Source organism: Achromobacter sp. EG18, from assembly GCF_059759395.1.
In genome coordinates, this window is record NZ_CM186213.1 from 3,541,773 (window position 1) to 3,563,138 (window position 21,366).

The following is a 21,366-nucleotide window of genomic DNA, read 5'->3' on the forward strand; positions in this document are numbered from 1 at the left end:
GGCCCCGCGATCATGCCCCAGTCCCCACCGAACAAGGCGCAGACCGACGATATCGAGCAGCGGCTGCTGCTCGACGCGATCTATCACCAGTACCACTACGATTTCCGCGAGTATGCCCAGGCCTCGCTCAAGCGGCGCCTGCGCAGCGCCTTGTCGCACTTCGGCTGCAAGACCCTGTCGCAGTTGCAGGACCGCGTGCTGCACGAGCCGCCGGTGTTCACCAGCCTGCTGCAATTCCTGACCGTCCAGGTCAGCGACATGTTCCGCGACCCCAGCTATTTCCTGGCGCTGCGCCGCGAAGTGGTGCCCATCCTGCGCACCTACCCCTCGATCAAGGTGTGGGTGGCCGGCTGCAGCACCGGCGAGGAGGTCTATTCGCTCGCCATCCTGCTGCATGAGGAAGGCCTGCTGGACCGCGCCCTGATCTACGCGACCGACATCAATCCGCATGCGCTGCGCTCGGCCGAACAGGGCGTCTTCGACCTGGACCGGGTGGCCGCCTTCACCAGCAACCATGCCCAGTCCGGCGGCCGCAGCTCGCTGTCCGATTACTACACCGCGCGCTACGGGCGCGTGGTGTTCGACAAGCAGTTGCGCGAGCACATGGTGTTCTCGGACCACAGCTTGGCGACCGACAGCGTGTTCGCGGAGGTGCACCTGGTCTCGTGCCGCAACGTGCTTATCTATTTCGAGCGCGACCTGCAGAACCGCGCATTGCGCCTGTTCCATGACGCGCTGGTGCATCGCGGCTTCATGGGCCTGGGCTCGCGCGAATCGGTGCGCTTTTCCGCCCAGGCCGACGGCTTCGATGATTTCGTGCTCGAAGACCGCATCTACCGCAAAAAGGCCGGCCTGTGACCGCCCCGACACCGGATCGCGGCGACGCGGCGGGCGCCTGGGACGCCATCGTCATCGGCGGCTCGTCGGGCGCCATCGAGGTCCTGAACCTGCTGATGCCCGCCCTGCCGGCCGGCCTGCGCGCGGCGGTGATCGTGCTGCTGCACCTGCCGCGCGACCGCCGCAGCCTCTTGGTCGACATCTTCCGCGACCGCTGCGCGCTGCCGCTGTGCGAGGCAGAGGACCAGCAGCCCATCCAGCCGGGGCACGTCTATTTCGCGCCCCCCGACTACCACCTGCTGGTCGACCGTGGACCGCGCCTGGCGCTGTCGATCGGCCCGTTGGTGCATTTCTCGCGGCCTTCAATCGACGTGCTGTTCCAGTCCGCCGCCGACGGCTATGGCGAGCGGTTGCTGGGGGTGCTGCTGTCGGGCGCCAACGAAGACGGCGCCGCCGGCCTGGCCGCCATCCACGCCGCGGGCGGCCGCGCCGTGGTCCAGGCGCCGGACACCGCCGCGATGCGCGCCATGCCCGACGCCGCCCTGGCGCGCATCGATGCCCCGGAGGTCCTGGCGCCCGCCGCCATCGCGGCGCTGCTGTCGCAGTTGCCCGCGCAGCCGCGGCCCTGCCCCCCCACTTCCACCACACCATGATATTGACATCTGCCAAACCCTCGGATGACCGCATCAAGTGCCTGCTGGTCGACGACGTGCCCGAAAATCTGGTCGCGCTGGAAGCGCTGCTGGCGAGCGACCGGGTCGAAGTGCTGAAAGCGCAATCCGGCCCGCAGGCGCTGGAACTGCTGCTGAATCATCCCGACGTGGCGCTGGCGCTGCTCGATGTGCAGATGCCCGACATGAACGGCTTCGAGCTGGCCGAGCTGATCCGCGGCAGCGAGCGCACCCGCCACATTCCGCTGATCTTCATCACCGCCGGCTCGCGCGAACAGAATTGGCAGTTCCGCGGCTACGAGAGCGGCGCGGTGGACTTTCTGTACAAGCCGGTCGACCCTTACATGCTGCGCAGCAAGGCGAACGTGTTCTTCGAGTTGCACGAGCGCCGGCGCGCGCTGGCGCAGCAACTGGAGGCGCGCACCGAGGCGTTGCGGGTCAACGACATGTTCATGGCCGTGCTCAGCCATGACCTGCGCACGCCATTGCAGGCGGTCATCATGGGCGCCTCGATGCTGGCGCGCCAGGGCGGCGACGCGCGCGTGGTCAGCGTGGCGCAACGGATGCTCCAGAGCAGCGAGCGCATGAAGCACCTGATCGAAGACCTGCTCGACGTGACGCGCATCCGCCAGGCCGGCGGACTGGCGCTGGCGCCGGCGCGCATCGGCATGGACACGCTGGTCCACCGCACCCTGGATGAATTGCGCGCCGGCTTCGCCGACCGCCAGATCGAAGCCGAATGCCATGGCGACCCGGTCGGCGAATGGGACGGCGAGCGCATCGCCCAGGTGCTGGCCAATCTGCTCGGCAACGCCTTGCACCACGGCGCCCGCGACGTGCCGGTGCGGGTCGAGGTGGATGGTTCCATTGCCGACCGGGTCGTGGTCACGGTCAGCAACGGCGGCAGCATTCCCGCGGAACTGCTGCCGCAACTGTTCAACCCGTTCCGCAGCGGCGCGCGGCCGGCCGGGGGCCATCGCGGCCTGGGGCTGGGACTGTTCATCGCGCAACAGGTGGCGCAATCTCACGGCGGCCGCATCAGCGCCGAATCGCGCGACGGCATCACCCGCTTCCGCGTGGCGCTGCCACGGCAGGCGTCGACCGCCTCGACCTGACGATATCGATCCGCGTCAGAACGGCCCGCCAAGGGCCGGGCCGCGCAACGAGGCCGGAGTTTTCGGTAGTATGTCGGATGGTGCCGCGGCGCGTCCCGCCGTGGCGCCCATTCCGCGCATTCTGCGGCCGCACCCCATGTGACCCCGGATACCCGTCATGCCCGACCCAGTACGTCTGAAGGCCCTGATACAAGACTGCGCGCGCGGCCAGGAATCCGCGCTGGCCGAACTCTATCGTCAAACGTCCCCGCATCTGTTTGCCCTTGCCGTCCGTATATTGCGACGAAGCGACTGGGCCGAAGAAGTCCTCCAGGACAGCTTCATCAATATCTGGCGCAACGCCGCCCGCTATTCTTCGGAACAGAGCCAAGTCATGACCTGGATGACCCGCATCGTGCGCAACCGCTGTATCGACCTGCTGCGCCGGCCCGACCTGGAGCGCCCGGACGCCGACGGCGAGCTGACGCTGGCCTGGGCGGATGACGCGCCCGGCCCCTTCGAGCGCCTGCAGTCCGACCAGGATGCCCGGCGCCTGGCCGACTGCCTCAAGCAGCTGGAAGGCCAGCAGCGCACGGCCATCGCGCTGTCCTTTTTCGACGACCTGAGCCACGGCGAGATCGCCCGCCGCCTGCAGGCTCCGCTGGGCACGATCAAGAGCTGGGTGCGGCGCGGCATGGAACGGCTCAAGAGGTGCCTGTCATGAACTACCGCGATCCGCAATTGCGCGCCCGGCTGGCGGCCGACTATGTCTCGGGCGCCATGCGCGGCGGCGCCCGCCGCCGCTTCGAGGGCCTGATGGCCGCCGACGCCAATCTGCGCCGGCAGGTGCGGGGCTGGGAAGACGACATCTACCCCCTGCTCTGGTCGCTGCCCGGCAGGACGCCCCCGCGCCGCGTCTGGCGCGCGATCCAATCCCGCCTGCACCCGGGCGCGGCGCCCTGGTGGCGCGGCCTGGCGTTCTGGCGCATCGCCAGCGGCGCGCTGGCCGCCTTGCTGGTGGCCGGCGTCGTCATCTATCCCATGCAGGTGGACCGCGCCGCCCGGGCGCAGCTGATGGCCGTGCTGCAAAGCCCAGAGGCGCAAGCCATGCTGGTGGTGCGCGCCGACGAAGCCGGCGGCCTGCACATCCACGCGCTGCAGAACCTGGCGACGCGCGCCGGCGGCAAGTCCCTGGAACTCTGGGCCATTCCGCCCGGGCAGGCGCCGCAGTCGGTCGGGCTGGTGTCGCCCGAAGGCCTGACGGCGCTGCGCCGCGCCCAGGGCCTGGCCGGCGTCCAGCAACTGGCCATCACGCTGGAGCCGCCGGGCGGCTCGCCCACCGGCGCGCCCACCGGGCCGGTCATCATGAGCGGCGACGTGCTGAAGATCTGAGCCGCATCCAACGCGGGCCCGTGCCCGTATAGAGGGGTGTCCCCGTTGCGGAGCACCCCATGTCTTCCTGGATCGGCCCGGGCCAGCGCGGCCTGCTCGAGATACTGCTGCTGGCCAGCCTGGCGCTAGGCCTGCTGGCCGCCTGCTCGCCCCTGACCCTGCTCAACGGCGCCGTGCCCGACGGCGCCAGCCGCGCCACGTCCGGGCTGGCCTATGGCCCGCTGCCGCGCCAGCGCCTGGACATCCATGCGCCGCTGGACGCCGCCGGCGCGCCGGTGGTGGTGTTCTTCTACGGCGGCAGCTGGCGCAGCGGCGAACGCGCCGACTATCGCTTCGCGGGCGACGCGCTGGCCTCGCGCGGCATCATTGCCGTCATCGCCGACTACCGCCTCTATCCCGAGGCTATCTACCCGGCGTTCCTGCAGGACGCGGCGCTGGCGGTGGCGTGGACGCAACGGCATATCGATGCCTATGGCGGCGACCCGGTCCGGGTGTTCGTGGCCGGCCACAGCGCCGGCGGCTACATCGCCGCCATGCTGGCCCTGGATCCGCGCTGGCTGCGCGATGCCGGCTCCGCGCCGGGCTCGCTGGCCGGCTGGATCGGCCTGGCGGGCCCCTACGACTTCCTGCCGATCGTCGCGCGTGACGTGCGGCCGGTGTTCCGGTTTCCCGATACGCCGGCCGACTCGCAACCGATCCGCCACGTCAGCGCCGCCGCCCCGCCGGGCCTGCTGCTGACCGGCAGCGCCGACACCGCGGTGGACCCGCGGCGCAACAGCGCCGGCCTGGCGCGCGCCCTGCGCGCCGCTGGCGCCTGCGCGCGCCTGGTCGAGTATCCCGACCTCGGCCACAAACTGCTGGTGGGCGCGCTGGCGCGGCCCTTGCGCTGGCGCGCGCCGGTGCTGGACGACATGGCCGCGTTCGTGACCCGTCCCTGCTCCGCCCCGGGAGAATGACATGCGCCCATCGCTGCTGCTCGCCCTGATCCTGCCGCTGGCGCCGCTTGGCGCCCTGGCGGCCAACGAACACTACCTGGGCTACGCCTATGCTCAGCGCGGCGGCGCCGAGCGCTACCGCGAGGAGCACTGGGTCGTCAGGGACGGCGCGCGGCAGACCCGGCTGGTGCTGTATCGCTGTCCGGACGGCGCCGCCTTCGCCCGCAAATGGGTGCGCGGCGGCGTGGATGATCCCGCGCCCGATTTCGCCCTGCTGGACCAGCGCGACGGCTACCGCGAAGGCGTCAGCAGCCGCGGCGGCGTGCGCCACGCCTACGTGCAGGCGCGCGCCAGCGCGACCACGCGCAGCCAGGCGCTGCCGCAGGCCGAAGACCCGGTGATCGACGCCGGCTTCGACGCCTGGCTGCGCGCGCACTGGGACTCACCCGACCGCCCCTTGCAGTTCCTGGTGCCCAGCCGGTTGGCTCTGATGCCGCTGGAAGTCCAGGCGCGCGACGTGCCCGAACGGCGCGAGCGCGTATTCCGGCTGCGGCTGGATGCCTGGTACGGTTTCGCCGCGCCGCCGCTGCGCGTGACCTACGACCGCGACAGCCGGCGCCTGCGCCGCTTCGAAGGCCCCAGCAACCTGCGCGACGGCAACGGCGGCACGCAGACCGTGCGCATCGAATTCCCCGCCGACGCCGAACTGGCCCCGCCCACCCAGCAGGACATGGACGCCGCGGCGGCCACGCCGTTGACGGGACGGTGCGACTAAGGGTTTCCACTTACGCATCCGTCCGCCCGCCCCGCCCGTATATCCCCGCAAGCCTCGAACAGGACACGATGATGCGCCCTGAACCCTCTCACTGGACCACTTCGATACGCCGCTGGGTCGATACCCAGGCGGCGGGCGCGCCCGCCGGCCCGCCCGACCGCATCGACTGGACCCGCGCCCTGCCCTTCGCGCTGCTGCACGTTGGCTGCCTGGGCGTCGCATGGACCGGCGTTTCGCCGGTGGCGGTGGCCGTGGCGGTGGCGCTCTACGCCGTGCGCATGTTCGCCCTGACCGGCTTCTACCACCGCTATTTCTCGCACCGCACCTTCCGCACCTCGCGCGCCATGCAGCTGGTGTTCGCCATTCTCGGCGCTTCGTGCGCCCAGCGCGGCCCGTTGTGGTGGGCGGCGCACCACCGCCACCATCACCGCCACGCCGATGACGAACAGGATCTGCACTCGCCGGCCCGCCACGGTTTCTGGTGGAGCCACATGGGCTGGTTCCTGACGCCGCGCGCCTTCGCCACCGACCTGGCGCGCGTGCCGGATCTGCGCCGCTACCGCGAACTGCGCTGGCTGGACCGCTTCGACGCCGCCGTGCCCATCGCGCTGGCGCTGCTGTGCTATGCCCTGGGCGCCGCGCTCGCGCGCCTGGCGCCCGGCCTGGGCACCAGCGGGCCGCAGATGCTGGTATGGGGCTTCTTCATCTCGACGGTGGCGCTGTTCCATGCGACCGTCACCATCAATTCACTGGCGCACCGCTACGGCAAGCGCCGCTACGACACCGCCGACGATAGCCGCAACAACGCCTGGCTGGCGCTATTGACCTTCGGCGAAGGCTGGCACAACAACCACCACTTCTATCCCGGTTCGGCGCGCCAGGGCTTTCGCGCCCGGGAAATCGACCTCACCTGGTACGGCCTGCGCCTGCTGGCGGCCGCTGGCCTGATCTGGGACCTGAAACCCGTGCCGGCCTGGGTGCTGGCGCGCGCCAAGGAATGACCATGCGCATCGCCATCATCGGTTCGGGCATCGCGGGACTGGTCTGCGCCTGGAAGCTGGGCCAGGACCATGACGTGACCCTGTACGAGGCCAACGACTACCTGGGCGGCCACACGCACACCCACGACGTCGAGCAGGACGGCCGCCGCTATGCGGTGGACAGCGGCTTCATCGTGCACAACCCTGTCAACTATCCCCACTTCACGACGATGCTGGAGGAGCTGGGCGTGCGCTCGCAGCCCACCACCATGAGCTTCTCGGTGCACCAGGAGGCCGGCCGCCTGGAATACAACGCGACCTCGCTCGACACCCTGTTCTGCCAGCGCCGCAACCTGCTGTCGCCGCGCTTTCTGGGCATGGTGCGCGACCTGTTGCGCTTCTACCGCGAAGCCCCGGCCCTGCTGGCCGGCGACGAGCCCGGCCCGACGCTGGGCGAGTACCTGGCGCGGCACCGCTACGGCCAGGCATTCCAGGCCGACCACCTGATCCCGATGGCGTCGGCGCTGTGGTCATCGCCCGCCGCGCGCATCCTCGAATTCCCGGCGCGTTATCTGGTGCAGTTCATGGCCAACCACCAGATGCTGCAAGTCGATGCGCGCCCCCAATGGCGCGTGGTGCAGGGTGGGTCCAGCAGCTACATCCGCGCCCTGCGCGAACGCTGGAACGTGCGGGTGCGACTGAACTGCCCGGTGTACCAGGTCACGCGCCAGGCGGACGGCGTCACGCTGGCCTCGTGCGAGGGTCGGCCGCGCTACGACCAGGTGGTGTTCGCCTGCCACAGCGACCAGGCCCTGAAGCTGCTGGCCGCGCCCAGCGCGGCCGAGCGCGAGGTGCTCGGCGCGATCACATACCAGCACAATGACGTCGTGCTGCACACCGACGCGCGCCTGCTGCCACGCCACCCCAAGGCCTGGGCGGCGTGGAATGCCTACGTGCCGGCCGATCCGTCGGCGCCGTGCTCGGTCAGCTACTGCATGAACCTCTTGCAAGGCCTGCAATCGCGCCGCCCCTTCATCGTCACGCTCAATCGCAGCGAAGCCATCGATCCGACGCAGGTGCTGGCCCGCATGCGCTACCACCATCCGGTTTACACCCTCGCGTCCGTGGCCGCCCAGGCGCGCCGCGACGAGATCTCGGGCCACCACCGCTGCTGGTACGCGGGCGCCTATTGGGGCTGGGGCTTTCACGAGGACGGCGTGGCCAGCGCGCTGGACGTGGTCCGGGGCATCCAGTCGCAGGCCGCGGCCTTATCCGCGGTGGCGGCATGAACGGCCACAGCGCCCTCTACGAAGGCCGCGTGACGCACAGGCGCCACGTGCCGCACGCGCATGGTTTCAGCTACCGCATGGCGCAGCTGTACCTGGACCTGGACGAAATCGACCAGGTGTTCCAGCGCCGCTGGCTGTGGTCGGTGGACCGGCCCAACCTGGCCGAATGGCGCCGCAGCGATTATCTGGACGGCGAGGCGGGGCAGCCGCTGGCGCAGGCGGTGCGGGCCAGGCTGCGAGCGCGCCTGGGCGAGGCGCCCGCCGGGCCGATCCGACTGCTGGCCCATCCGCGCTACGCCGGCTATGTCTTCAACCCGGTCAGCTTCTACTACTGCTACGAAGCCGACGGCGTGACCCTGGCCGCGATCCTGGCGGAGATCACGAACACCCCATGGAAACAACGGCATTGCGTCGTCCTGCCGGTCGCGCAGGCCGAGCGCCGTGGCGACGCCATGGCCTGGCGCTTCGACAAACGCTTTCACGTCTCCCCCTTCATGCCCATGGACTGCATCTATGACTGGCGCTTCAACGCCCCGGGCGAGGATCTGCGGGTGCACATGCGCGTCAACCGCCAGGGCCAGCCGCAATTCGATGCCAACCTGCGCCTGCAGCGCCGCGAACTCGACGGCGCTGCGCTGGCGCGCCTGCTGTGGCGCTTCCCTTTGATGACCCTGCAGGTCATCGGCGGCATCCACTGGCAGGCCCTGCGCCTCTGGCTCAAACGCAACCCGATCCACGACCATCCCCGCACGCCCAACGGAGAACCACAATGAAAGCCATGACGCCGTCCGAACATGCCGCCATCGCGGGGACCCGTCCGCCCGGGGCGCTGGAGCGCCTGTTGCGCAGACGCCTGTTCGCCCGTCTCTCGACGCTCACCAGCGGCCGGCTGGCCATAGAGGACAGCCTGGGCAGCGTCACGCTGGGCGACGGCGAGCCGGTGGTGCGCCTGACCATCCGCGACATGGCCTTCTACCGCCTGGTGGCCACCCAGGGCAGCGTCGGCGCGGGCGAAGCGTACGGCGACGGCCTGTGGACCTGCGACGATCTGGTCGCCCTGGTGCGCCTGCTGGTGCGCAATCGCGACACGCTGGACGGCATGGAATCGGGGCTGGCGCGCGTGGCCGGCTGGGCCCTCAAGCGCTGGCATGCCGGCAACCGCAACACCCACGAAGGCAGCCGCCGCAACATCGCCGCCCACTACGACCTGGGCAACGATTTCTTCTCGCTGTTCCTGTCGCCGGACCTGATGTACTCGTCGGCGCTCTGGGCCGGCGCCGACGACACGCTGGAAGAGGCCTCGCGGCGCAAGCTGGACACCATCTGCCGCAAGCTGGAACTCGGCCCGGGCGACCGTGTCGTCGAAATCGGCAGCGGCTGGGGCGGATTCGCCATCCACGCCGCGCGCCACTACGGCTGCCACGTCACCACCGCCACCATCTCGCGCGAACAGCACGCGCTGGCGCTGACGCGGGTGCGCGCGGCGGGCCTGGACGATCGCGTCAGTGTGGTGCTGCAGGACTACCGCGACCTGCAGGGCCGCTACGACAAGCTGGTGTCGATCGAGATGATCGAGGCCATCGGCGCCCAGTACCTCGAGACCTATTTCGCCAAGGTCGCCGACCTGCTCGCGCCGCACGGACGTGCGTTGATCCAGGCCATCACCATCGAAGACCATCGCTACCAGCAGGCGCTGGGCGAAGTGGATTTCATCAAGCGCCATATCTTTCCAGGCAGCTTCATCCCGTCGGTCGAGGCGATGCTGCGGGCCAAGACGCGCGCCTGCGACCTCGCCCTCGTGCACCTGGAGGATTTCGGCCTGTCGTACGCCCGCACCCTGCAAGCCTGGCGCCACCGCTTCCTGGCGCGCCTGCCCGAGGCGCGGGAACAGGGCTTCGACAGCCGCTTCTGCCGCCTGTGGGAGTTCTACCTGGCCTACTGCGAAGGGGGCTTTCGCGAACGCTCGATCGGCGTCTCGCACCTGTTGCTGACCCCTCCCGGCGCCCGCGGCGACGGCGAGCGCTGGGTCCAGGCGGGCGTGTGATGCGCTTCTGGGCCAACCTGCTCGGCTACCAGCTTGTCTGGTTCAGCGCCGTCATCGGCGCGGGCCGCGGCCTGGCGTGGCCGGGCGTGGTCTCGGCCCTGGTCTTCATTGCCGCGCAACTGGCCTGCTCGGCCGAGTGGCGCGCCGACCTGAAGCTGGCCGCCGCCGCGTTGCTGTGCGGTTGCCTGCTCGACGGCGCGCTGTCCGCGCTGGGCTGGGCGGTCTACGCCGCCGATGCCTGGCCCGCGCCACGCTGGATCCTGGCGCTGTGGGCGGCCTTCGCGCTGACACTGAACCATTCACTGGCCTACCTGCGGCCGCGCCGCTGGCTGGCCTTTGCTTTCGGCGCTATCGGCGGGCCGCTCGCCTACTGGGGCGCCGCGCGCGGCTGGCAGGCGGTGCAGTTCGATGCGCCCGCCTGGCGCGCGACCGCGGCGCTGGCGCTGGGCTGGGGGCTGATCCTGCCGGCGCTGACGCGCCGGGCGCACCGCTGGACGCGGGAGGCCGCATGAATCCCCTGTCGCAATGGCTGATCATCGCCGCCGTCATGGTCATCGCCATGACGGTGGCCTGGAGCTGGCAGCGCCGCCACGCCAACGCGGGCATCGTTGACGTGGTCTGGGCCGCGGGCCTGGGCGCCAGCGCCTTGCTGATCGCCGCCACCGGCCAAGGCGACTGGGCGCCCAGGGCCAGCCTGGCCGCGATGGCCGGCGTCTGGTCGCTGCGGCTGGCCTGGCACCTGTGGCGCAGGGTCCGGCATGGCGAGGATGGACGCTACCGCGCGCTGCGCGAATACTGGGCGGGCCATCAAGGCAAGTTCTTCGGCCTGTTCATGTTCCAGGCCGGCCTGGTGATGCTGTTCAGCCTGCCCTTCCTGGCCGTGGGCGCGAGTCCCGCGCGTGGCCTGCCCGTCGCGCTGGGCCTGGCGATCTGGCTGGCGGCGCTGGCCGGTGAAGTCATCGCCGACCGCCAGCTCGACCGCTTTCGCGACGATCCGGCCCATCGCGGCCGGACCTGCCGCGACGGCCTGTGGCGCTATTCACGGCATCCCAACTATTTCTTCGAATGGTGCCATTGGTTCGGCTACGTCGCGCTGGCCTGGGGCTCGCCCCTGACCTGGCTGGCGTGGCTGGGCCCCGCGCTGATGTACGTCTTCCTGCGCTGGATCAGCGGCATTCCCTTCACCGAGCAGCAGGCCCTGCGCACTCGCGGCGACGACTACCGCGAGTATCAGCGCCGCACCTCGGCCTTCTTCCCGTGGTTCCCCAAATCCTGATGAGGCACGCCATGACGACCGCCAGCCTGAACGACCTCCCGCTCGCCACCGACCGCCCCGCGCCCGGCCTGCTCGGCCTGGCCGAACGCGGCCTGGTGCCCGACGCGCTGCTGCGCCTGGGCATCCGGCGCCTGTGCGCCGAACGCCTGACGGCCGAGTACGCCGGCGGCATCGAGGCCTGGACCGCCCGCGACCAGGCCCTGATCGCGCGCCTGCGCACCAGCCCGGTGGCCATCCACACCGACGCCGCCAACGCGCAGCACTACGAGCTGCCCACCGCGTTCTTCCAGCTCTGCCTGGGCGCCCGCATGAAATATTCCGGCTGCCTGTACCCGACCGGCGCCGAAACGCTGGACCAGGCCGAAGCCGCCATGCTGCGCCTGTATGGCGAGCGCGCCGAGCTGGCCGACGGCCAGGACATCCTGGAGCTGGGGTGCGGCTGGGGTTCGCTGACCCTGTGGATGGCCGAACAGTTTCCCAACGCCCGCATCACCGCCGTGTCCAACTCGGCTACCCAGCGCCAGCATATCGAGGCGCGCTGCCGCGAACGCGGCTGGGAGCACGTGCGGGTCATCACCCGCGACGTCAACGCGCTGTCGTTGCCCGGCTCCGCCTACGACCGCTGCGTCTCGGTGGAAATGTTCGAGCACATGCGCAACTACCAGGACCTGCTGGCGCGCATCGGCCAATGGCTGCGGCCCGGCGGCAAGCTGTTCGTGCACATCTTCGCGCACCGCGAGCGCGCCTATCCGTTCGAGACCGAAGGCGCCGGCAACTGGATGGGACGCCACTTTTTCACCGGCGGCATCATGCCGGCGGCCGACACGCTGCTGCATTTCCAGCGCGACCTGCAACTGCAGGAAAAGTGGTTTCTCGATGGCACGCACTACGCGCGCACAGCCAACCACTGGCTGGCCAACCAGGACGCCCGCGCCGCGCAGGCCCGGGCGGTGCTGGAACAGGCCTATGGCCCGCAGCTGGCGCCGCTGTGGCATCAGCGCTGGCGCATGTTCTGGATGGCCTGCGCCGAATTGTTCGGCTACGACCACGGCCAGCAATGGGGCGTCACCCACTACCGGTTCACCCGTCCCTGAGGAGACCGCCATGTTGCGCGCCCTGTGTGTTGCCGCGATGGGCCTGCTGGCGGGCTGCGCCGGGCCCGCGCCCATGCCGCCCGTGTCCCATGTCGATCTGCCGCGTTTCATGGGCGACTGGTATGTCATCGCGCACATCCCCAGTTGGCCCGAACGCAACGCCTACGATGCCGTCGAGAGCTACCGGCCGCTGCCGGACGGCCGGATCCAGACCGACTTCCGTTACCGCAAAGGCAGTTTCGACGCCGAGGTCAGCACCATGCACCCGGTGGCCACGGTGCGGCCGGACACCGGCAACGCGGTCTGGGGCATGCAGTTCATCTGGCCGATCCAGGCGGAATACGTCATCGCCTACCTGGACGACGCCTATCAGACCACCATCATCGGCCGCTCCAAGCGCGATTACGTGTGGATCATGGCACGCACGCCATGCCTGAGCGATGACGCCTACGCTCACCTGGCAGACCGCGTCGCCGCGCTGGGCTACACGGAGTCCCTGCGCAAGGTGCCACAGCGTTGCCAATGATTGTTGTCGGCTCCGCGAAGCCGCCGCGAGGCCGTGGCGGCTAGCCCACCCCTCGCTCCAGCTCGCCAGGATCGAGGAAGAACTGCCGGTTCCCTTCCAGCTGCCTGACCATGAAATCCACGAACGTCCGCACCCGCAGCGGCTGTTCGGGGCGGCGACCGTAGTACAGATAGATGCCTTCGAGATCGACCGCGTGCAGCAGCAGCAGCAGCAGCAGCCGTGGCGCGCTGACCGCCACTCCCCTCAGGCGATCTGGCTGGGGGCAACCCGTTCAGGCCACCAGATTTCGGGCTGGCAATTCAGCGCGGGCCTGGCGAACAGGTAGCCTTGGAAGCGTTTCAAGCCGGCCGCCTCCAGCCAGCACCATTCCTCGATCCGTTCCACCCCCTCGGCCACGGGCATGATGCCCATGGCCGTGCACGCCTCGAGAATCGCGCGCACAATCGCCTGCCGAGGGCCGTCCGAATGGATATTCTGGATGAGCTTGCGGTCGATCTTGAGCTTGTCGGGCTGGAATTCCGCCAGCAGGGACAGGCCGGCAAAGCCCGCGCCAAAATCGTCGATCGCCACCCCGATCCCGGCTCTGCGCAAACGTTCGATGGCAGCGCCGAAATCGCCCTGGTTGGCGACGGCCTCCTGCTCGGTAACCTCGACGATCACCTGTTGGGGCGACAAGCCGCATGCGGCGATCTGGCCAAGCAGATGCTCCACCGCCGCGGGATCGGCAACCAACGACATGGGCAACAGGTTCACCGACAGCTTGACGTCTTCCAGGCGCAGGCGACGCGCCAATCGGAACGCGGATGCTTTGGACTCCAGGTCCATCCGGTAGCGCTGGATGGGAGGGACGGTGGAGAACAACTGTTCGGGCGACCCGCCGGTTCCGCTGCGGATCAGGAACTCGAAGGAAGTGACCGTTCGACGCATGGGCTCCACAATCGGCTGCAAGGCAAACTGGTACGCCTGCTCCGCCAGCAAGCCCTGCCCGGGCGCGGCCTCGCCCTCTGTCACGAATCGCCAGTTCCGCGCCCATTCCCCTTCAACGATATGGCTTGTGCCACGCGCAAGCGCATACCACGAGAGAATCTTGATGACCCGGTCGTCGCTGGCCGCCAACCTGGCTTTCCGCTTCATTTTCTCGAGGATCAGCGCTGCCACGCGCTTGGAGTCGAGCTCACGCAGATCGACCATCGCCATCTGGTCGCCCTCGAAGCGACGAAATGGCCCCTGGTCGCGCAGGAGATGCACGACATTCGCGTGCCGCGCGTCCCGCTGGATGGCATCGAACAGCACCGCCAATTCCTGGGCGCCCCCTTCCAGCAGTTGAACAAAGTGGACCCCATCAAAAAGCAGTATCCCTGTCACGTTCAACGACGCATTGCGCGCTCTGGCTTTTCGGACGAGAACGCCGAGCGCATCGGCATCCAAGGGTTCACAGACTCGGCTGCGGTAGATCAATGTCGATAGCATGGCGTACTCTCCCGCCCCTGGGACCAGCCTGTTCAATATCAATAGTGTACGTCGGGGACTCGTTTTGCCCTGCCGGATCGGACGCCGTACCCCATATATGGGCGTCAGCCCATATCTACCTCACTCAGCTTCGCACAGACTTCTTGTCGGCCAGGTCGCTCGTAGTTGTCCGTCAGATCCAACAGCACCATGCCGTTCAACGGGCGCAAATCCTGATGGGCAAGCGCATGCTGAACATCTGGCCCTCGTAGCAGTTCTTCAGGTCGTTCGGCCGGCGGTGGTCGATCAGCAGGTCCAGGAGCCGCGGGCGCTTATCATCAACCGCCATAGCATTGCGCGTAAGTAAAGTCGACCAGGCGCTTGTCCGAGGCATCCTGGGGCGTGGACGGCTCTACTTGGAAATGACCGAACATATCGTCGTTGCAGACCCTCACGTCCTTGCGCTGCGTACCCTCCTGCAATATGCAGGAACCGCCAAAACTGTGATTACCTCCGGCGACGCCAACCGGCAGATCAATCAGCCGGCTACAACCGATGATTCGGCCGTTTTGCTTCTGCTGCTCCAGCGATTGGTTGAACGATTCCACGCGGGAGTTGGGATCACGAATCGGCACAACATTGACGCATTCGCCACTAGAGGTTTGGTTGCCCGGCAGCTTGCAGTCCGAGTACACCTTGCCATTGGCAATATGTTTCTCATTACGCGCCAGCAGGGCGATGCGGCTTGTGTATGCTTGCCGCAGGCAGGCGCTGTCTTGACAAATGCCACGAGCGTATTTGATCCAGTTGCGCTGTTCTTCAGCCAACGCTTTCTTGCCATAGGCATCGGTTGCGGCTAGTGCTGCCTTATAGGCCCCCTGCAATTTGCCATCCAGCGCGGAGGTCTCGGCATCGCTACAGATCAACTTTTCCGTCGTGCTCGCGGCCTTGTTGCAATCAAAACTGGCGGCTTGGGCGTAGGTCCCCAGCATTGCGAGGCCCAACGTAAAGAGAAGCTTCATCGCAGGTGTATACCGTGTCTTCAGTACGTAAGCGGGTGGGCGTCTTGAATGCGGCTGGGTCATGATCCTATCTTCTCAAGTTGTATGTCGATGATGTATTGCGTACAGCACAGCACATGCTAGCAAGTCTCTCTCTCGTCCACGTGCCGACTGTTAAAGTCCATTCAAGATAAAACCCTGGATCTATAAGAAGCAATAACTTAGGCAGCATTTCACCACTCAAGTTGCCACAGCCTAACCATTAAGAATGGAGTTTTTCCCTTAGATGTCCACTTAAGATGAAAAACACCATTTCTACATCCAAACATCTAGGGATCGCAGAGATCCCGCGAGTGCTGGCTTCCCACCAGAACGCCTCGGCCAAGGCGCTGCGCCAAGCTGTGTCTTCCGGCCAGAGAATGACCAAGCGCAAAGCATCTTCAGGGCCAGTCGTAGCGTAACAGCAGACCACTCAAACGCCGGAGCGCGCTACACCCTGCCGCTCAAGGTCACTTCCATCGGGTCTCCTCTCTTATGGTAAAGGCTTGCAAACGATGATGTCCGGGCGGCCCGGCTGCGGTATAAACAAGGCCCTGTCGATTGCCCACAGAGGAACGACTTGTCGAACGCACGCGGAGCGCTTTCATTCTTCAACGCAACGGCCGGCGCCATCCGGCGCCATGGCCGCGCGATGCTGGCGGCCGCGCCGTGGTCGCTGGCGGTGTTCCTATTATCGCTGCCGTTCGCCATTCTGGCCGCGTCGCTGTACTGGCTTAAGGGCGGCCTGTTCCTGCTGTTCGCACTGGTCAACCTGATTGCATTCTCGCGCATGACGTACGCCTGGCACCGGGTCATCGCGCGCGCGGACGATACGCGGATCGATGCCCCCGGCAGTACGGCGCAAGCCTGGCACCTGGTGATGCTGGGCCTGCTGGCGGTGGTCGTGACGACGCTGGCGCGCGCCACCGGCGACCTGCCCTACGTGTTGTTCGCGCTGATGAACGGCCCGGACTCGGGCCTGTTCTTCGCGGCGCTGGTGCCCGTGGTGCTGGTGCTCTGGCTGCCGATCCTGTACGGGTTGGCGCTGCTGGCGCCCGCCCTGCCGCGCGCCGCCGTGACCGGCGCAACCGGCTTGCGCGGCGTGCGTGCCGCCATGCCCTACCCGCGCTGGCCGCTGATGCTGGCCCTGGGCATCCTGGTGAGCGCGGGCGGCCTGGCCCACAGCGCGCTGTACGAGTACCTGGGCTACGCCCTGGACGGCGGACCGTATTGGATCGTGGCCTATCTGACGCTCTTCATCATTTTGACGTTCGTCGTCGGCGCCATGGTCTCGGTGGCCTACCGGGACGGCGCGCCGGCGCGTCCCGCGTCCGACAGCGACAACGACGGCGAGAGCGACAGCATCAAGGATGCAGCGACTGCGCCTTGACCGCCTTGTCCACCGCCTTTTTCGGACCGCGCAGGGCGATGCCGGCCGGGTCCAGGTCGTCGGCCGGCTGGGCGCGGAACACCGCGCGGTTGGCCTCGTCGTGGCCGGTCGACGATGCTCTTGAAATCGCAGAGCAAACCGAGGTTTAATGCATCCCGGCCGGCGAGCGGTCGCTTTCCGGCCAGAAGCAGACGCTCGCAGGCGATTTTCCAAAGCAGCCCTTCGCGCAGCTCAGACTGAAATGCATCATCGACGCCTAGGGTTCTGCAATCTTCGAGCCCGTGAAGCATCACTTCCAATCTGCGTGTGGAAACCAGATCACGACTGGGCAGCGACAGGAACTCGAAATGGCGCTCCCAGCCGATTGAACGCGTTCATTGCGGCGATCGTGATCGTGAGGTCAACCAGATCCTTGGGCGCGAATTGTGCCGAGGCGGCGGCATACGCCTCATCAGACGCGTGCGTCTCGCTGACACGGGTCACCTCTTCAGCCCAGGCCAGCGCGGCGCGCTCCCGCTCAGAGAACAAATGGTGCACCTCGTCCCATACCGGTACCAAACTGATCTTGTCGATCGACATGGTTTTTCTTAGATCGCGACTGTGCATATCGATGCAGTGTGCGCAGCCATTGATTTGCGAAATGCGGAGGAACACGAGGTGCACGAGTTCCTCCGGAAGGTTCGTCCTCCTCGTTACGTAGTGGTGGACACCGAAAAGTGCCTTTGCGCCTTCAGGTGCAATCTCTTGCCAGTTCAAGCGGGTCATCACAGTCCTTTGCTGTTGTTGATGATTGCCGGATTGCGGCCGGCGAGCCCCGAAGGCCGCCTATCGACTTCGACCGCGATCCATGTCATAAGCAGACCTTACTCCACCTGCTGTTGGAGAAACAGGCCCAAAAACTGCCGGAACGACTGACCCAAGATGACTGACTTAAGTACGTTCGATGCGCTGTCGATTCAGGTGGACCGAGCCGCCGTCGCGCCAATCGGCGACCAGATCCATGCCAGCCTGCGACAGGCGATCCTCGACGGCCGGCTTGCGCCAGGACAGCGTTTGCCTTCCGGTCGGGACCTCGCCGCGCAGCTTGGTGTCGCGCGCGGCACCATCCGCGTGGCATACGATCGGCTAATCGCCGAGAACCTGGTATTCGGTGCCGGACCCGCAGGAACGCGCGTATGCGCTCGGCCGCCTACCATCGAAACGGTCGACGACGTGTCAATCGACAGACCTTTGGCGGCATTCAACCGTCCATTTTCGAGCGCCCCACGGCCTTTCCAAATGGGCGTACCCGCTCACGACGCATTTCCAGCCAAGCTGTGGGCTCGCATGCGAGCGCGTGCCCTACGTGACGACGCGAGCACTGACACGGCCTACGCTGACCCGCGAGGCGAACCCGTGCTGCGGGCCCACATCGCGAGCCACCTTGCCATCAGCCGACAAATGCAATGCCATCCCGATCAAATCATCGTCACCGGTGGATACCGGCAGGGCCTGCTGCTTGCCCTCACGGCGCTACGCGCTCAGGGGCGCAAGGCGTGGATCGAAGAACCAGGTTATCCGCTGGGAAGGCGCGGGCTGGAGCTGATCGGCGCCACGCTCGAACCTGTGGCCGTTGACGCCGAGGGGCTGCGCGTGGACGATGGCATCGCCCGAGCCCCAGACGCCATGCTGGCACTGGTCACCCCAGGCCAACACGCGCCGCTAGGCGTGACCCTATCGCGCGCACGAAGACACGCCTTGCTCGACTGGGCGGCGTCAAGTGGCGCCTGGATCGTCGAAGATGACTATCTTGGGGAACTTCAGCTCGACGGTAGGGCTGCACCGGCCCTTGCCTCAGGCCCAGGCGCCGAGCGTGTGATCCACATCGGGTCGTTCAGCAAAACGCTCAGCCCGGCGCTCGGCCTCGGTTTCGTCGTCGCCCCACGTTCGCTGGCGGAACGTCTGGTCGAGGTCGCCGCCGTATTGGCCCCGGCTCCGAACCGGATCACCCAGTTGGCTGTTACGGAGTTTCTATCCAACGGGCACTTCCTGCGGCACCTGCGGCAGATGAAGGCTCTCTATACCGAGCGCCGCAACCTCGCGCTAACGCATGTAAACAGGCTTCTGCCGGGCACGCTGGCGGCTGGCCTGGGCGTGATCGCACCGCTGCCGCAGATTGCCGACGACATCGCCGTAGTGCATATCGCCCGCGCACATGGCCTCGCGCCCTCGGCGCTCTCCGCTTGGCACCTTAGCCGCGGGCACGCGCAACGTGGCTTGCTACTCAGCGTGACGAACCTGCACCCCGACAACATAGAAACCGCCTGCGCGACGCTTGCAAGAATCGTTGCATCGCATTGAATCGTGGGCCGCATATCCCCGTGGCTCATGAACGCGCCGTTGGAGCGTCCGGTTCTCGCGGATACTGACGTCCGCGGTCGGCGGCGAATTTCCACCAACGGCCAACTCCGGCCGTTCGGCCGTGCTGCGACGATCGTCGACAATAGGGGTTTCAATCGAAAATTAACTCGAGAAGCTATGCCAGTTTATGAAATGCGCAGTGACACGATTCGGCCTTTACAGGAAGTCACGTTTTCTAGCCTCGGTTTGCATGAGCGGGCCGACATTCAGCGCCTTTTACGCGAATGCATCGACGTCATCTCACCGGACACGTTGGTTATTTCTGAAGAATTCAATAGTTGGTCTGAAGGCAACCGGCGAATCGATCTGCTCGGGGTCCACAAGACGGGCGATCTGGTGGTTATTGAGCTAAAGCGAGACGATGCAGGCCACATGGAACTACAAGCGCTCCGCTACGCTGCGATGGTGTCAACAATGACACTTGCGCAGGCTATTGACACGTACCAGACCTATCTGAGCTCCCGTGGGATTCCTGGCGACGGAGCCGAACGGAAGATTGCCGACTTTCTTGAAATCGACGCGAAATTCGGCGAATCCGTGCGCATAGTTTTGGCTGCGTCGACGTTCCACAAGGAGATCACATCGACCGTCCTTTGGCTCAACGATAGGGGCCTCAACATTTCATGCGCCCGACTGACGCCATACAGCAATGACGGCAAGGTCTTCCTCGACGTCGATCGCTTTATACCGCTACCAGGAGCGGAGGAGTATCAAATCGCTGTCAGAAACAAGGTGGCTGTTGAAAGAATAGCTGAAAGCGAGCGGGTTGCACGCAATCTCGCAAAGTACTCTCTTCACACATCGTTCAAAGACTTCGATTCCTTGAGTAAACGAGATTTAATCTTTAACGTTGTGAAGATCGCGCTCGAATTGAACGTTGGGGTTCAGCAGATTCAAGAAGCAATACCCTGGAAGCGGGACCTCTTCGTGTCTGCGAAAGGCTCGCTTCCGATAGATGAATTCCTCCGACAGGAAGGGCCAAGGGCTACAGCTGCCGGTTTAAATCTCGAACGTCACTATTTCAAAGATCAAAAACGACTACTAGAGCACGACGGCATGACTCATCTCATGCGCCGGGATTGGGGCCCCAAGACCGAGCAAGCCGTACAAAACGTTATCAGGCTTCTACCTGTAGGGCACGGTGTTACTTACAGCCTTCAGGAAGGAGACGAATCCGTTTAAGACCGCGGTGCATTGAACGGCCGCTCCCGGCAAGATCGAACGTCCCTTCCGGGTCGGAAGCGGACAGACAGCTCAAGGGGGCTTGCGCTGTCGAATCAAACTGCCGGCGCGGCTGTTCGCAGCGCTTTCTTGAATCTCCTCATATCTACCGTTCGGCAGAGACAGCGCCATCCCTGTGGTGGTCAATACATCGCCTTAGCGAGGCAAATAGAATCGGGGTTGAAGCGCAGAATAGTGACAACGACGCCTTTCCAACTTGGGCGAACTCTCGAGTGCGAATTCCAACTTCAGCGACGCGAGGAGCTGTGTTTCCACTCATTCTGAACTCGAAAGCTCACCTCGCCTTTCCCCGCCTGCGCAATCCCACAGACATAGCCTCTTCACCTGAACGAGGCGGAAGGCCGCACCACCCTTAGATCCACACAATTGTTACTTTTCAAAATTGAGGGACCAAATTTCCAAGTCCATTGAACTTCAACATCAGCTCAATCCGCAAAAAAAGGGACGCACCACAAGGCGCATTGCCGCCCGCCCCATATGTAACAGCCACCGCTCTCCCCCTTGAACCCCGGAACATCATCCCTATAATTAGCACTCGACTCCGGTGAGTGCTAACAGTCCTCCCGGGCCCAACCGATCATTCACTTTCTTCTTTAGTAACAGGAGTTCCTCATGGCCTTGCGTCCCCTGGGCGATCGCGTGATCGTCAAACGCCTCGAAAACGAGCGCAAGACTGCGTCGGGCATCGTCATCCCCGACAGCGCCGCTGAAAAGCCCGACCAGGGTGAAGTCGTGGCCGTCGGCCCCGGCAAGAAGACCGAAGACGGCAAGATCCTGCCGGTCGACCTGAAGGCTGGCGACAAGGTTCTGTTCGGCAAGTACGCCGGCCAGGCCGTCAAGGTCGATGGCGAAGAGCTGCTCGTCATCCGCGAGGACGAAATCCTCGCCGTGGTCCAGTAAACCCTGCCTCAAACGAATTTTCGAAGGAAGCT

The 21,366-nt window shown here is 66.1% G+C and carries 23 protein-coding genes and 1 pseudogene; 19 read left to right on the forward strand and 5 right to left on the reverse strand.

What is annotated here, in order from left to right; genetic code table 11:
* Positions 1-12: 12 nt before the first annotated feature.
* The 15 genes from AC6CR5_RS16195 to AC6CR5_RS16265 all read left to right on the forward strand — a co-directional run bounded on the left by AC6CR5_RS16195 (position 13) and on the right by AC6CR5_RS16265 (position 12,913).
* A complete protein-coding gene (locus AC6CR5_RS16195) occupies positions 13-858 on the forward strand; it encodes a CheR family methyltransferase (RefSeq protein WP_020926417.1) in 846 nt (281 codons plus the stop codon).
* On the forward strand, positions 855-1,490 hold the full coding sequence (locus AC6CR5_RS16200) for a chemotaxis protein CheB (RefSeq protein ID WP_054445869.1): 636 nt from the start codon (positions 855-857) through the stop codon (positions 1,488-1,490). Before AC6CR5_RS16195 ends, AC6CR5_RS16200 begins: the two co-directional genes overlap by 4 nt.
* Positions 1,487-2,623 carry a hybrid sensor histidine kinase/response regulator gene (locus tag AC6CR5_RS16205; RefSeq protein WP_026384048.1) on the forward strand — a complete coding sequence of 379 codons (1,137 nt, stop codon included), beginning with the start codon at positions 1,487-1,489 and terminating at the stop codon, positions 2,621-2,623. Before AC6CR5_RS16200 ends, AC6CR5_RS16205 begins: the two co-directional genes overlap by 4 nt.
* Positions 2,624-2,780: 157 nt before the next feature.
* Positions 2,781-3,326 carry an RNA polymerase sigma factor gene (locus tag AC6CR5_RS16210; RefSeq protein WP_026384047.1) on the forward strand — a complete coding sequence of 182 codons (546 nt, stop codon included), beginning with the start codon at positions 2,781-2,783 and terminating at the stop codon, positions 3,324-3,326.
* Positions 3,323-3,994, forward strand: a complete 672-nt coding sequence (locus tag AC6CR5_RS16215; RefSeq protein WP_026384046.1) for an anti-sigma factor — start codon at positions 3,323-3,325, stop codon at positions 3,992-3,994. Before AC6CR5_RS16210 ends, AC6CR5_RS16215 begins: the two co-directional genes overlap by 4 nt.
* A gap of 59 nt (positions 3,995-4,053) precedes the next feature.
* Positions 4,054-4,950 (forward strand): alpha/beta hydrolase, encoded by an 897-nt coding sequence (locus AC6CR5_RS16220; protein ID WP_498084721.1) that lies wholly within the window; start codon positions 4,054-4,056, stop codon positions 4,948-4,950.
* 1 nt (position 4,951) lies between these two features.
* Entirely contained in the window at positions 4,952-5,704 is a 753-nt protein-coding gene (locus tag AC6CR5_RS16225; protein ID WP_035200559.1) for a hypothetical protein, read from the forward strand.
* A gap of 71 nt (positions 5,705-5,775) precedes the next feature.
* The gene (locus AC6CR5_RS16230; protein WP_336234846.1) at positions 5,776-6,705 is read left to right on the forward strand and encodes an acyl-CoA desaturase; all 930 of its coding nucleotides are present in this window, start codon (positions 5,776-5,778) and stop codon (positions 6,703-6,705) included.
* Between the two features lie 2 nt (positions 6,706-6,707).
* Positions 6,708-7,973, forward strand: coding sequence for an NAD(P)/FAD-dependent oxidoreductase (locus tag AC6CR5_RS16235; protein WP_498084722.1), 1,266 nt, complete (start codon positions 6,708-6,710; stop codon positions 7,971-7,973).
* Positions 7,970-8,746: a DUF1365 domain-containing protein gene (locus tag AC6CR5_RS16240; RefSeq protein WP_148317147.1), complete on the forward strand. Its 777-nt coding sequence runs from the start codon at positions 7,970-7,972 to the stop codon at positions 8,744-8,746. The genes AC6CR5_RS16235 and AC6CR5_RS16240 overlap by 4 nt, the downstream gene beginning before the upstream one ends.
* Entirely contained in the window at positions 8,743-10,017 is a 1,275-nt protein-coding gene (locus AC6CR5_RS16245) for a class I SAM-dependent methyltransferase (protein WP_498084723.1), read from the forward strand. The genes AC6CR5_RS16240 and AC6CR5_RS16245 overlap by 4 nt, the downstream gene beginning before the upstream one ends.
* The gene (locus AC6CR5_RS16250) at positions 10,017-10,529 is read left to right on the forward strand and encodes a DUF2878 domain-containing protein (RefSeq protein WP_047991838.1); all 513 of its coding nucleotides are present in this window, start codon (positions 10,017-10,019) and stop codon (positions 10,527-10,529) included. Before AC6CR5_RS16245 ends, AC6CR5_RS16250 begins: the two co-directional genes overlap by 1 nt.
* Entirely contained in the window at positions 10,526-11,293 is a 768-nt protein-coding gene (locus AC6CR5_RS16255) for a DUF1295 domain-containing protein (RefSeq protein ID WP_498084724.1), read from the forward strand. The genes AC6CR5_RS16250 and AC6CR5_RS16255 overlap by 4 nt, the downstream gene beginning before the upstream one ends.
* 11 nt (positions 11,294-11,304) lie before the next feature.
* On the forward strand, positions 11,305-12,387 hold the full coding sequence (locus AC6CR5_RS16260; RefSeq protein ID WP_498084725.1) for an SAM-dependent methyltransferase: 1,083 nt from the start codon (positions 11,305-11,307) through the stop codon (positions 12,385-12,387).
* 10 nt (positions 12,388-12,397) lie between these two features.
* Entirely contained in the window at positions 12,398-12,913 is a 516-nt protein-coding gene (locus AC6CR5_RS16265; RefSeq protein ID WP_498084726.1) for a lipocalin family protein, read from the forward strand.
* Between the two features lie 40 nt (positions 12,914-12,953).
* On the opposite strand, the gene AC6CR5_RS16270 is transcribed toward AC6CR5_RS16265, so the two are convergent.
* From AC6CR5_RS16270 to AC6CR5_RS16280, 3 genes are all read right to left on the reverse strand, one after another.
* Positions 12,954-13,151: a hypothetical protein gene (locus AC6CR5_RS16270; protein ID WP_054515956.1), complete on the reverse strand. Its 198-nt coding sequence runs from the start codon at positions 13,149-13,151 to the stop codon at positions 12,954-12,956.
* A 5-nt stretch (positions 13,152-13,156) separates the two neighbouring features.
* Entirely contained in the window at positions 13,157-14,383 is a 1,227-nt protein-coding gene (locus AC6CR5_RS16275) for a diguanylate phosphodiesterase (protein WP_047991843.1), read from the reverse strand.
* 317 nt (positions 14,384-14,700) lie between these two features.
* Complete coding sequence (locus AC6CR5_RS16280; RefSeq protein ID WP_223203244.1) at positions 14,701-15,447, reverse strand: lysozyme inhibitor LprI family protein; 747 nt, start codon at positions 15,445-15,447, stop codon at positions 14,701-14,703.
* Between the two features lie 535 nt (positions 15,448-15,982).
* Here AC6CR5_RS16280 and AC6CR5_RS16285 point away from each other — a divergent pair.
* Positions 15,983-16,792 carry a hypothetical protein gene (locus AC6CR5_RS16285; RefSeq protein WP_200903977.1) on the forward strand — a complete coding sequence of 270 codons (810 nt, stop codon included), beginning with the start codon at positions 15,983-15,985 and terminating at the stop codon, positions 16,790-16,792.
* On the opposite strand, the pseudogene AC6CR5_RS16290 reads toward AC6CR5_RS16285, so the two are convergent.
* Both AC6CR5_RS16290 and AC6CR5_RS16295 read right to left on the reverse strand, forming a co-directional pair.
* Positions 16,767-16,904 (reverse strand): annotated as a pseudogene (locus tag AC6CR5_RS16290) (DUF2000 family protein); the annotation flags it as partial. The gene AC6CR5_RS16285 and the pseudogene AC6CR5_RS16290 sit on opposite strands and share 26 nt — an antisense overlap.
* Before the next feature lie 206 nt (positions 16,905-17,110).
* A complete protein-coding gene (locus tag AC6CR5_RS16295; protein WP_047991845.1) occupies positions 17,111-17,557 on the reverse strand; it encodes a carboxymuconolactone decarboxylase family protein in 447 nt (148 codons plus the stop codon).
* A gap of 156 nt (positions 17,558-17,713) precedes the next feature.
* Here AC6CR5_RS16295 and pdxR point away from each other — a divergent pair, with 156 nt between their 5' ends.
* The 3 genes from pdxR (at position 17,714) to groES (ending at position 21,334) form a co-directional block, all read left to right on the forward strand.
* The gene (pdxR, locus tag AC6CR5_RS16300; protein ID WP_047991846.1) at positions 17,714-19,132 is read left to right on the forward strand and encodes a MocR-like pyridoxine biosynthesis transcription factor PdxR; all 1,419 of its coding nucleotides are present in this window, start codon (positions 17,714-17,716) and stop codon (positions 19,130-19,132) included.
* Positions 19,133-19,159: 27 nt separating this feature from the next.
* A complete protein-coding gene (locus AC6CR5_RS16305; RefSeq protein WP_223821506.1) occupies positions 19,160-20,374 on the forward strand; it encodes a PDDEXK family nuclease in 1,215 nt (404 codons plus the stop codon).
* Positions 20,375-21,046: 672 nt separating this feature from the next.
* Positions 21,047-21,334, forward strand: a complete 288-nt coding sequence (groES, locus tag AC6CR5_RS16310; RefSeq protein ID WP_006385977.1) for a co-chaperone GroES — start codon at positions 21,047-21,049, stop codon at positions 21,332-21,334.
* Positions 21,335-21,366 lie beyond the last annotated feature (32 nt).

Bases quoted from the DNA above. Each gene is read 5' to 3' on its own strand.
- AC6CR5_RS16295 (WP_047991845.1), bottom strand. From the start codon at position 17,557: ATGACCCGCTTGAACTGGCAAGAGATTGCACCTGAAGGCGCAAAGGCA.
- AC6CR5_RS16265 (WP_498084726.1), top strand. From the start codon at position 12,398: ATGTTGCGCGCCCTGTGTGTTGCCGCGATGGGCCTGCTGGCGGGCTGC.
- AC6CR5_RS16260 (WP_498084725.1), top strand. From the start codon at position 11,305: ATGACGACCGCCAGCCTGAACGACCTCCCGCTCGCCACCGACCGCCCC.
- AC6CR5_RS16195 (WP_020926417.1), top strand. From the start codon at position 13: ATGCCCCAGTCCCCACCGAACAAGGCGCAGACCGACGATATCGAGCAG.
- AC6CR5_RS16235 (WP_498084722.1), top strand. From the start codon at position 6,708: ATGCGCATCGCCATCATCGGTTCGGGCATCGCGGGACTGGTCTGCGCC.
- groES (WP_006385977.1), top strand. From the start codon at position 21,047: ATGGCCTTGCGTCCCCTGGGCGATCGCGTGATCGTCAAACGCCTCGAA.
- AC6CR5_RS16230 (WP_336234846.1), top strand. From the start codon at position 5,776: ATGCGCCCTGAACCCTCTCACTGGACCACTTCGATACGCCGCTGGGTC.
- AC6CR5_RS16210 (WP_026384047.1), top strand. From the start codon at position 2,781: ATGCCCGACCCAGTACGTCTGAAGGCCCTGATACAAGACTGCGCGCGC.
- AC6CR5_RS16280 (WP_223203244.1), bottom strand. From the start codon at position 15,447: ATGACCCAGCCGCATTCAAGACGCCCACCCGCTTACGTACTGAAGACA.
- AC6CR5_RS16205 (WP_026384048.1), top strand. From the start codon at position 1,487: ATGATATTGACATCTGCCAAACCCTCGGATGACCGCATCAAGTGCCTG.
- AC6CR5_RS16240 (WP_148317147.1), top strand. From the start codon at position 7,970: ATGAACGGCCACAGCGCCCTCTACGAAGGCCGCGTGACGCACAGGCGC.
- pdxR (WP_047991846.1), top strand. From the start codon at position 17,714: ATGACTGACTTAAGTACGTTCGATGCGCTGTCGATTCAGGTGGACCGA.
- AC6CR5_RS16225 (WP_035200559.1), top strand. From the start codon at position 4,952: ATGCGCCCATCGCTGCTGCTCGCCCTGATCCTGCCGCTGGCGCCGCTT.
- AC6CR5_RS16275 (WP_047991843.1), bottom strand. From the start codon at position 14,383: ATGCTATCGACATTGATCTACCGCAGCCGAGTCTGTGAACCCTTGGAT.
- AC6CR5_RS16245 (WP_498084723.1), top strand. From the start codon at position 8,743: ATGAAAGCCATGACGCCGTCCGAACATGCCGCCATCGCGGGGACCCGT.
- AC6CR5_RS16250 (WP_047991838.1), top strand. From the start codon at position 10,017: ATGCGCTTCTGGGCCAACCTGCTCGGCTACCAGCTTGTCTGGTTCAGC.
- AC6CR5_RS16215 (WP_026384046.1), top strand. From the start codon at position 3,323: ATGAACTACCGCGATCCGCAATTGCGCGCCCGGCTGGCGGCCGACTAT.
- AC6CR5_RS16305 (WP_223821506.1), top strand. From the start codon at position 19,160: ATGAACGCGCCGTTGGAGCGTCCGGTTCTCGCGGATACTGACGTCCGC.
- AC6CR5_RS16220 (WP_498084721.1), top strand. From the start codon at position 4,054: ATGTCTTCCTGGATCGGCCCGGGCCAGCGCGGCCTGCTCGAGATACTG.
- AC6CR5_RS16255 (WP_498084724.1), top strand. From the start codon at position 10,526: ATGAATCCCCTGTCGCAATGGCTGATCATCGCCGCCGTCATGGTCATC.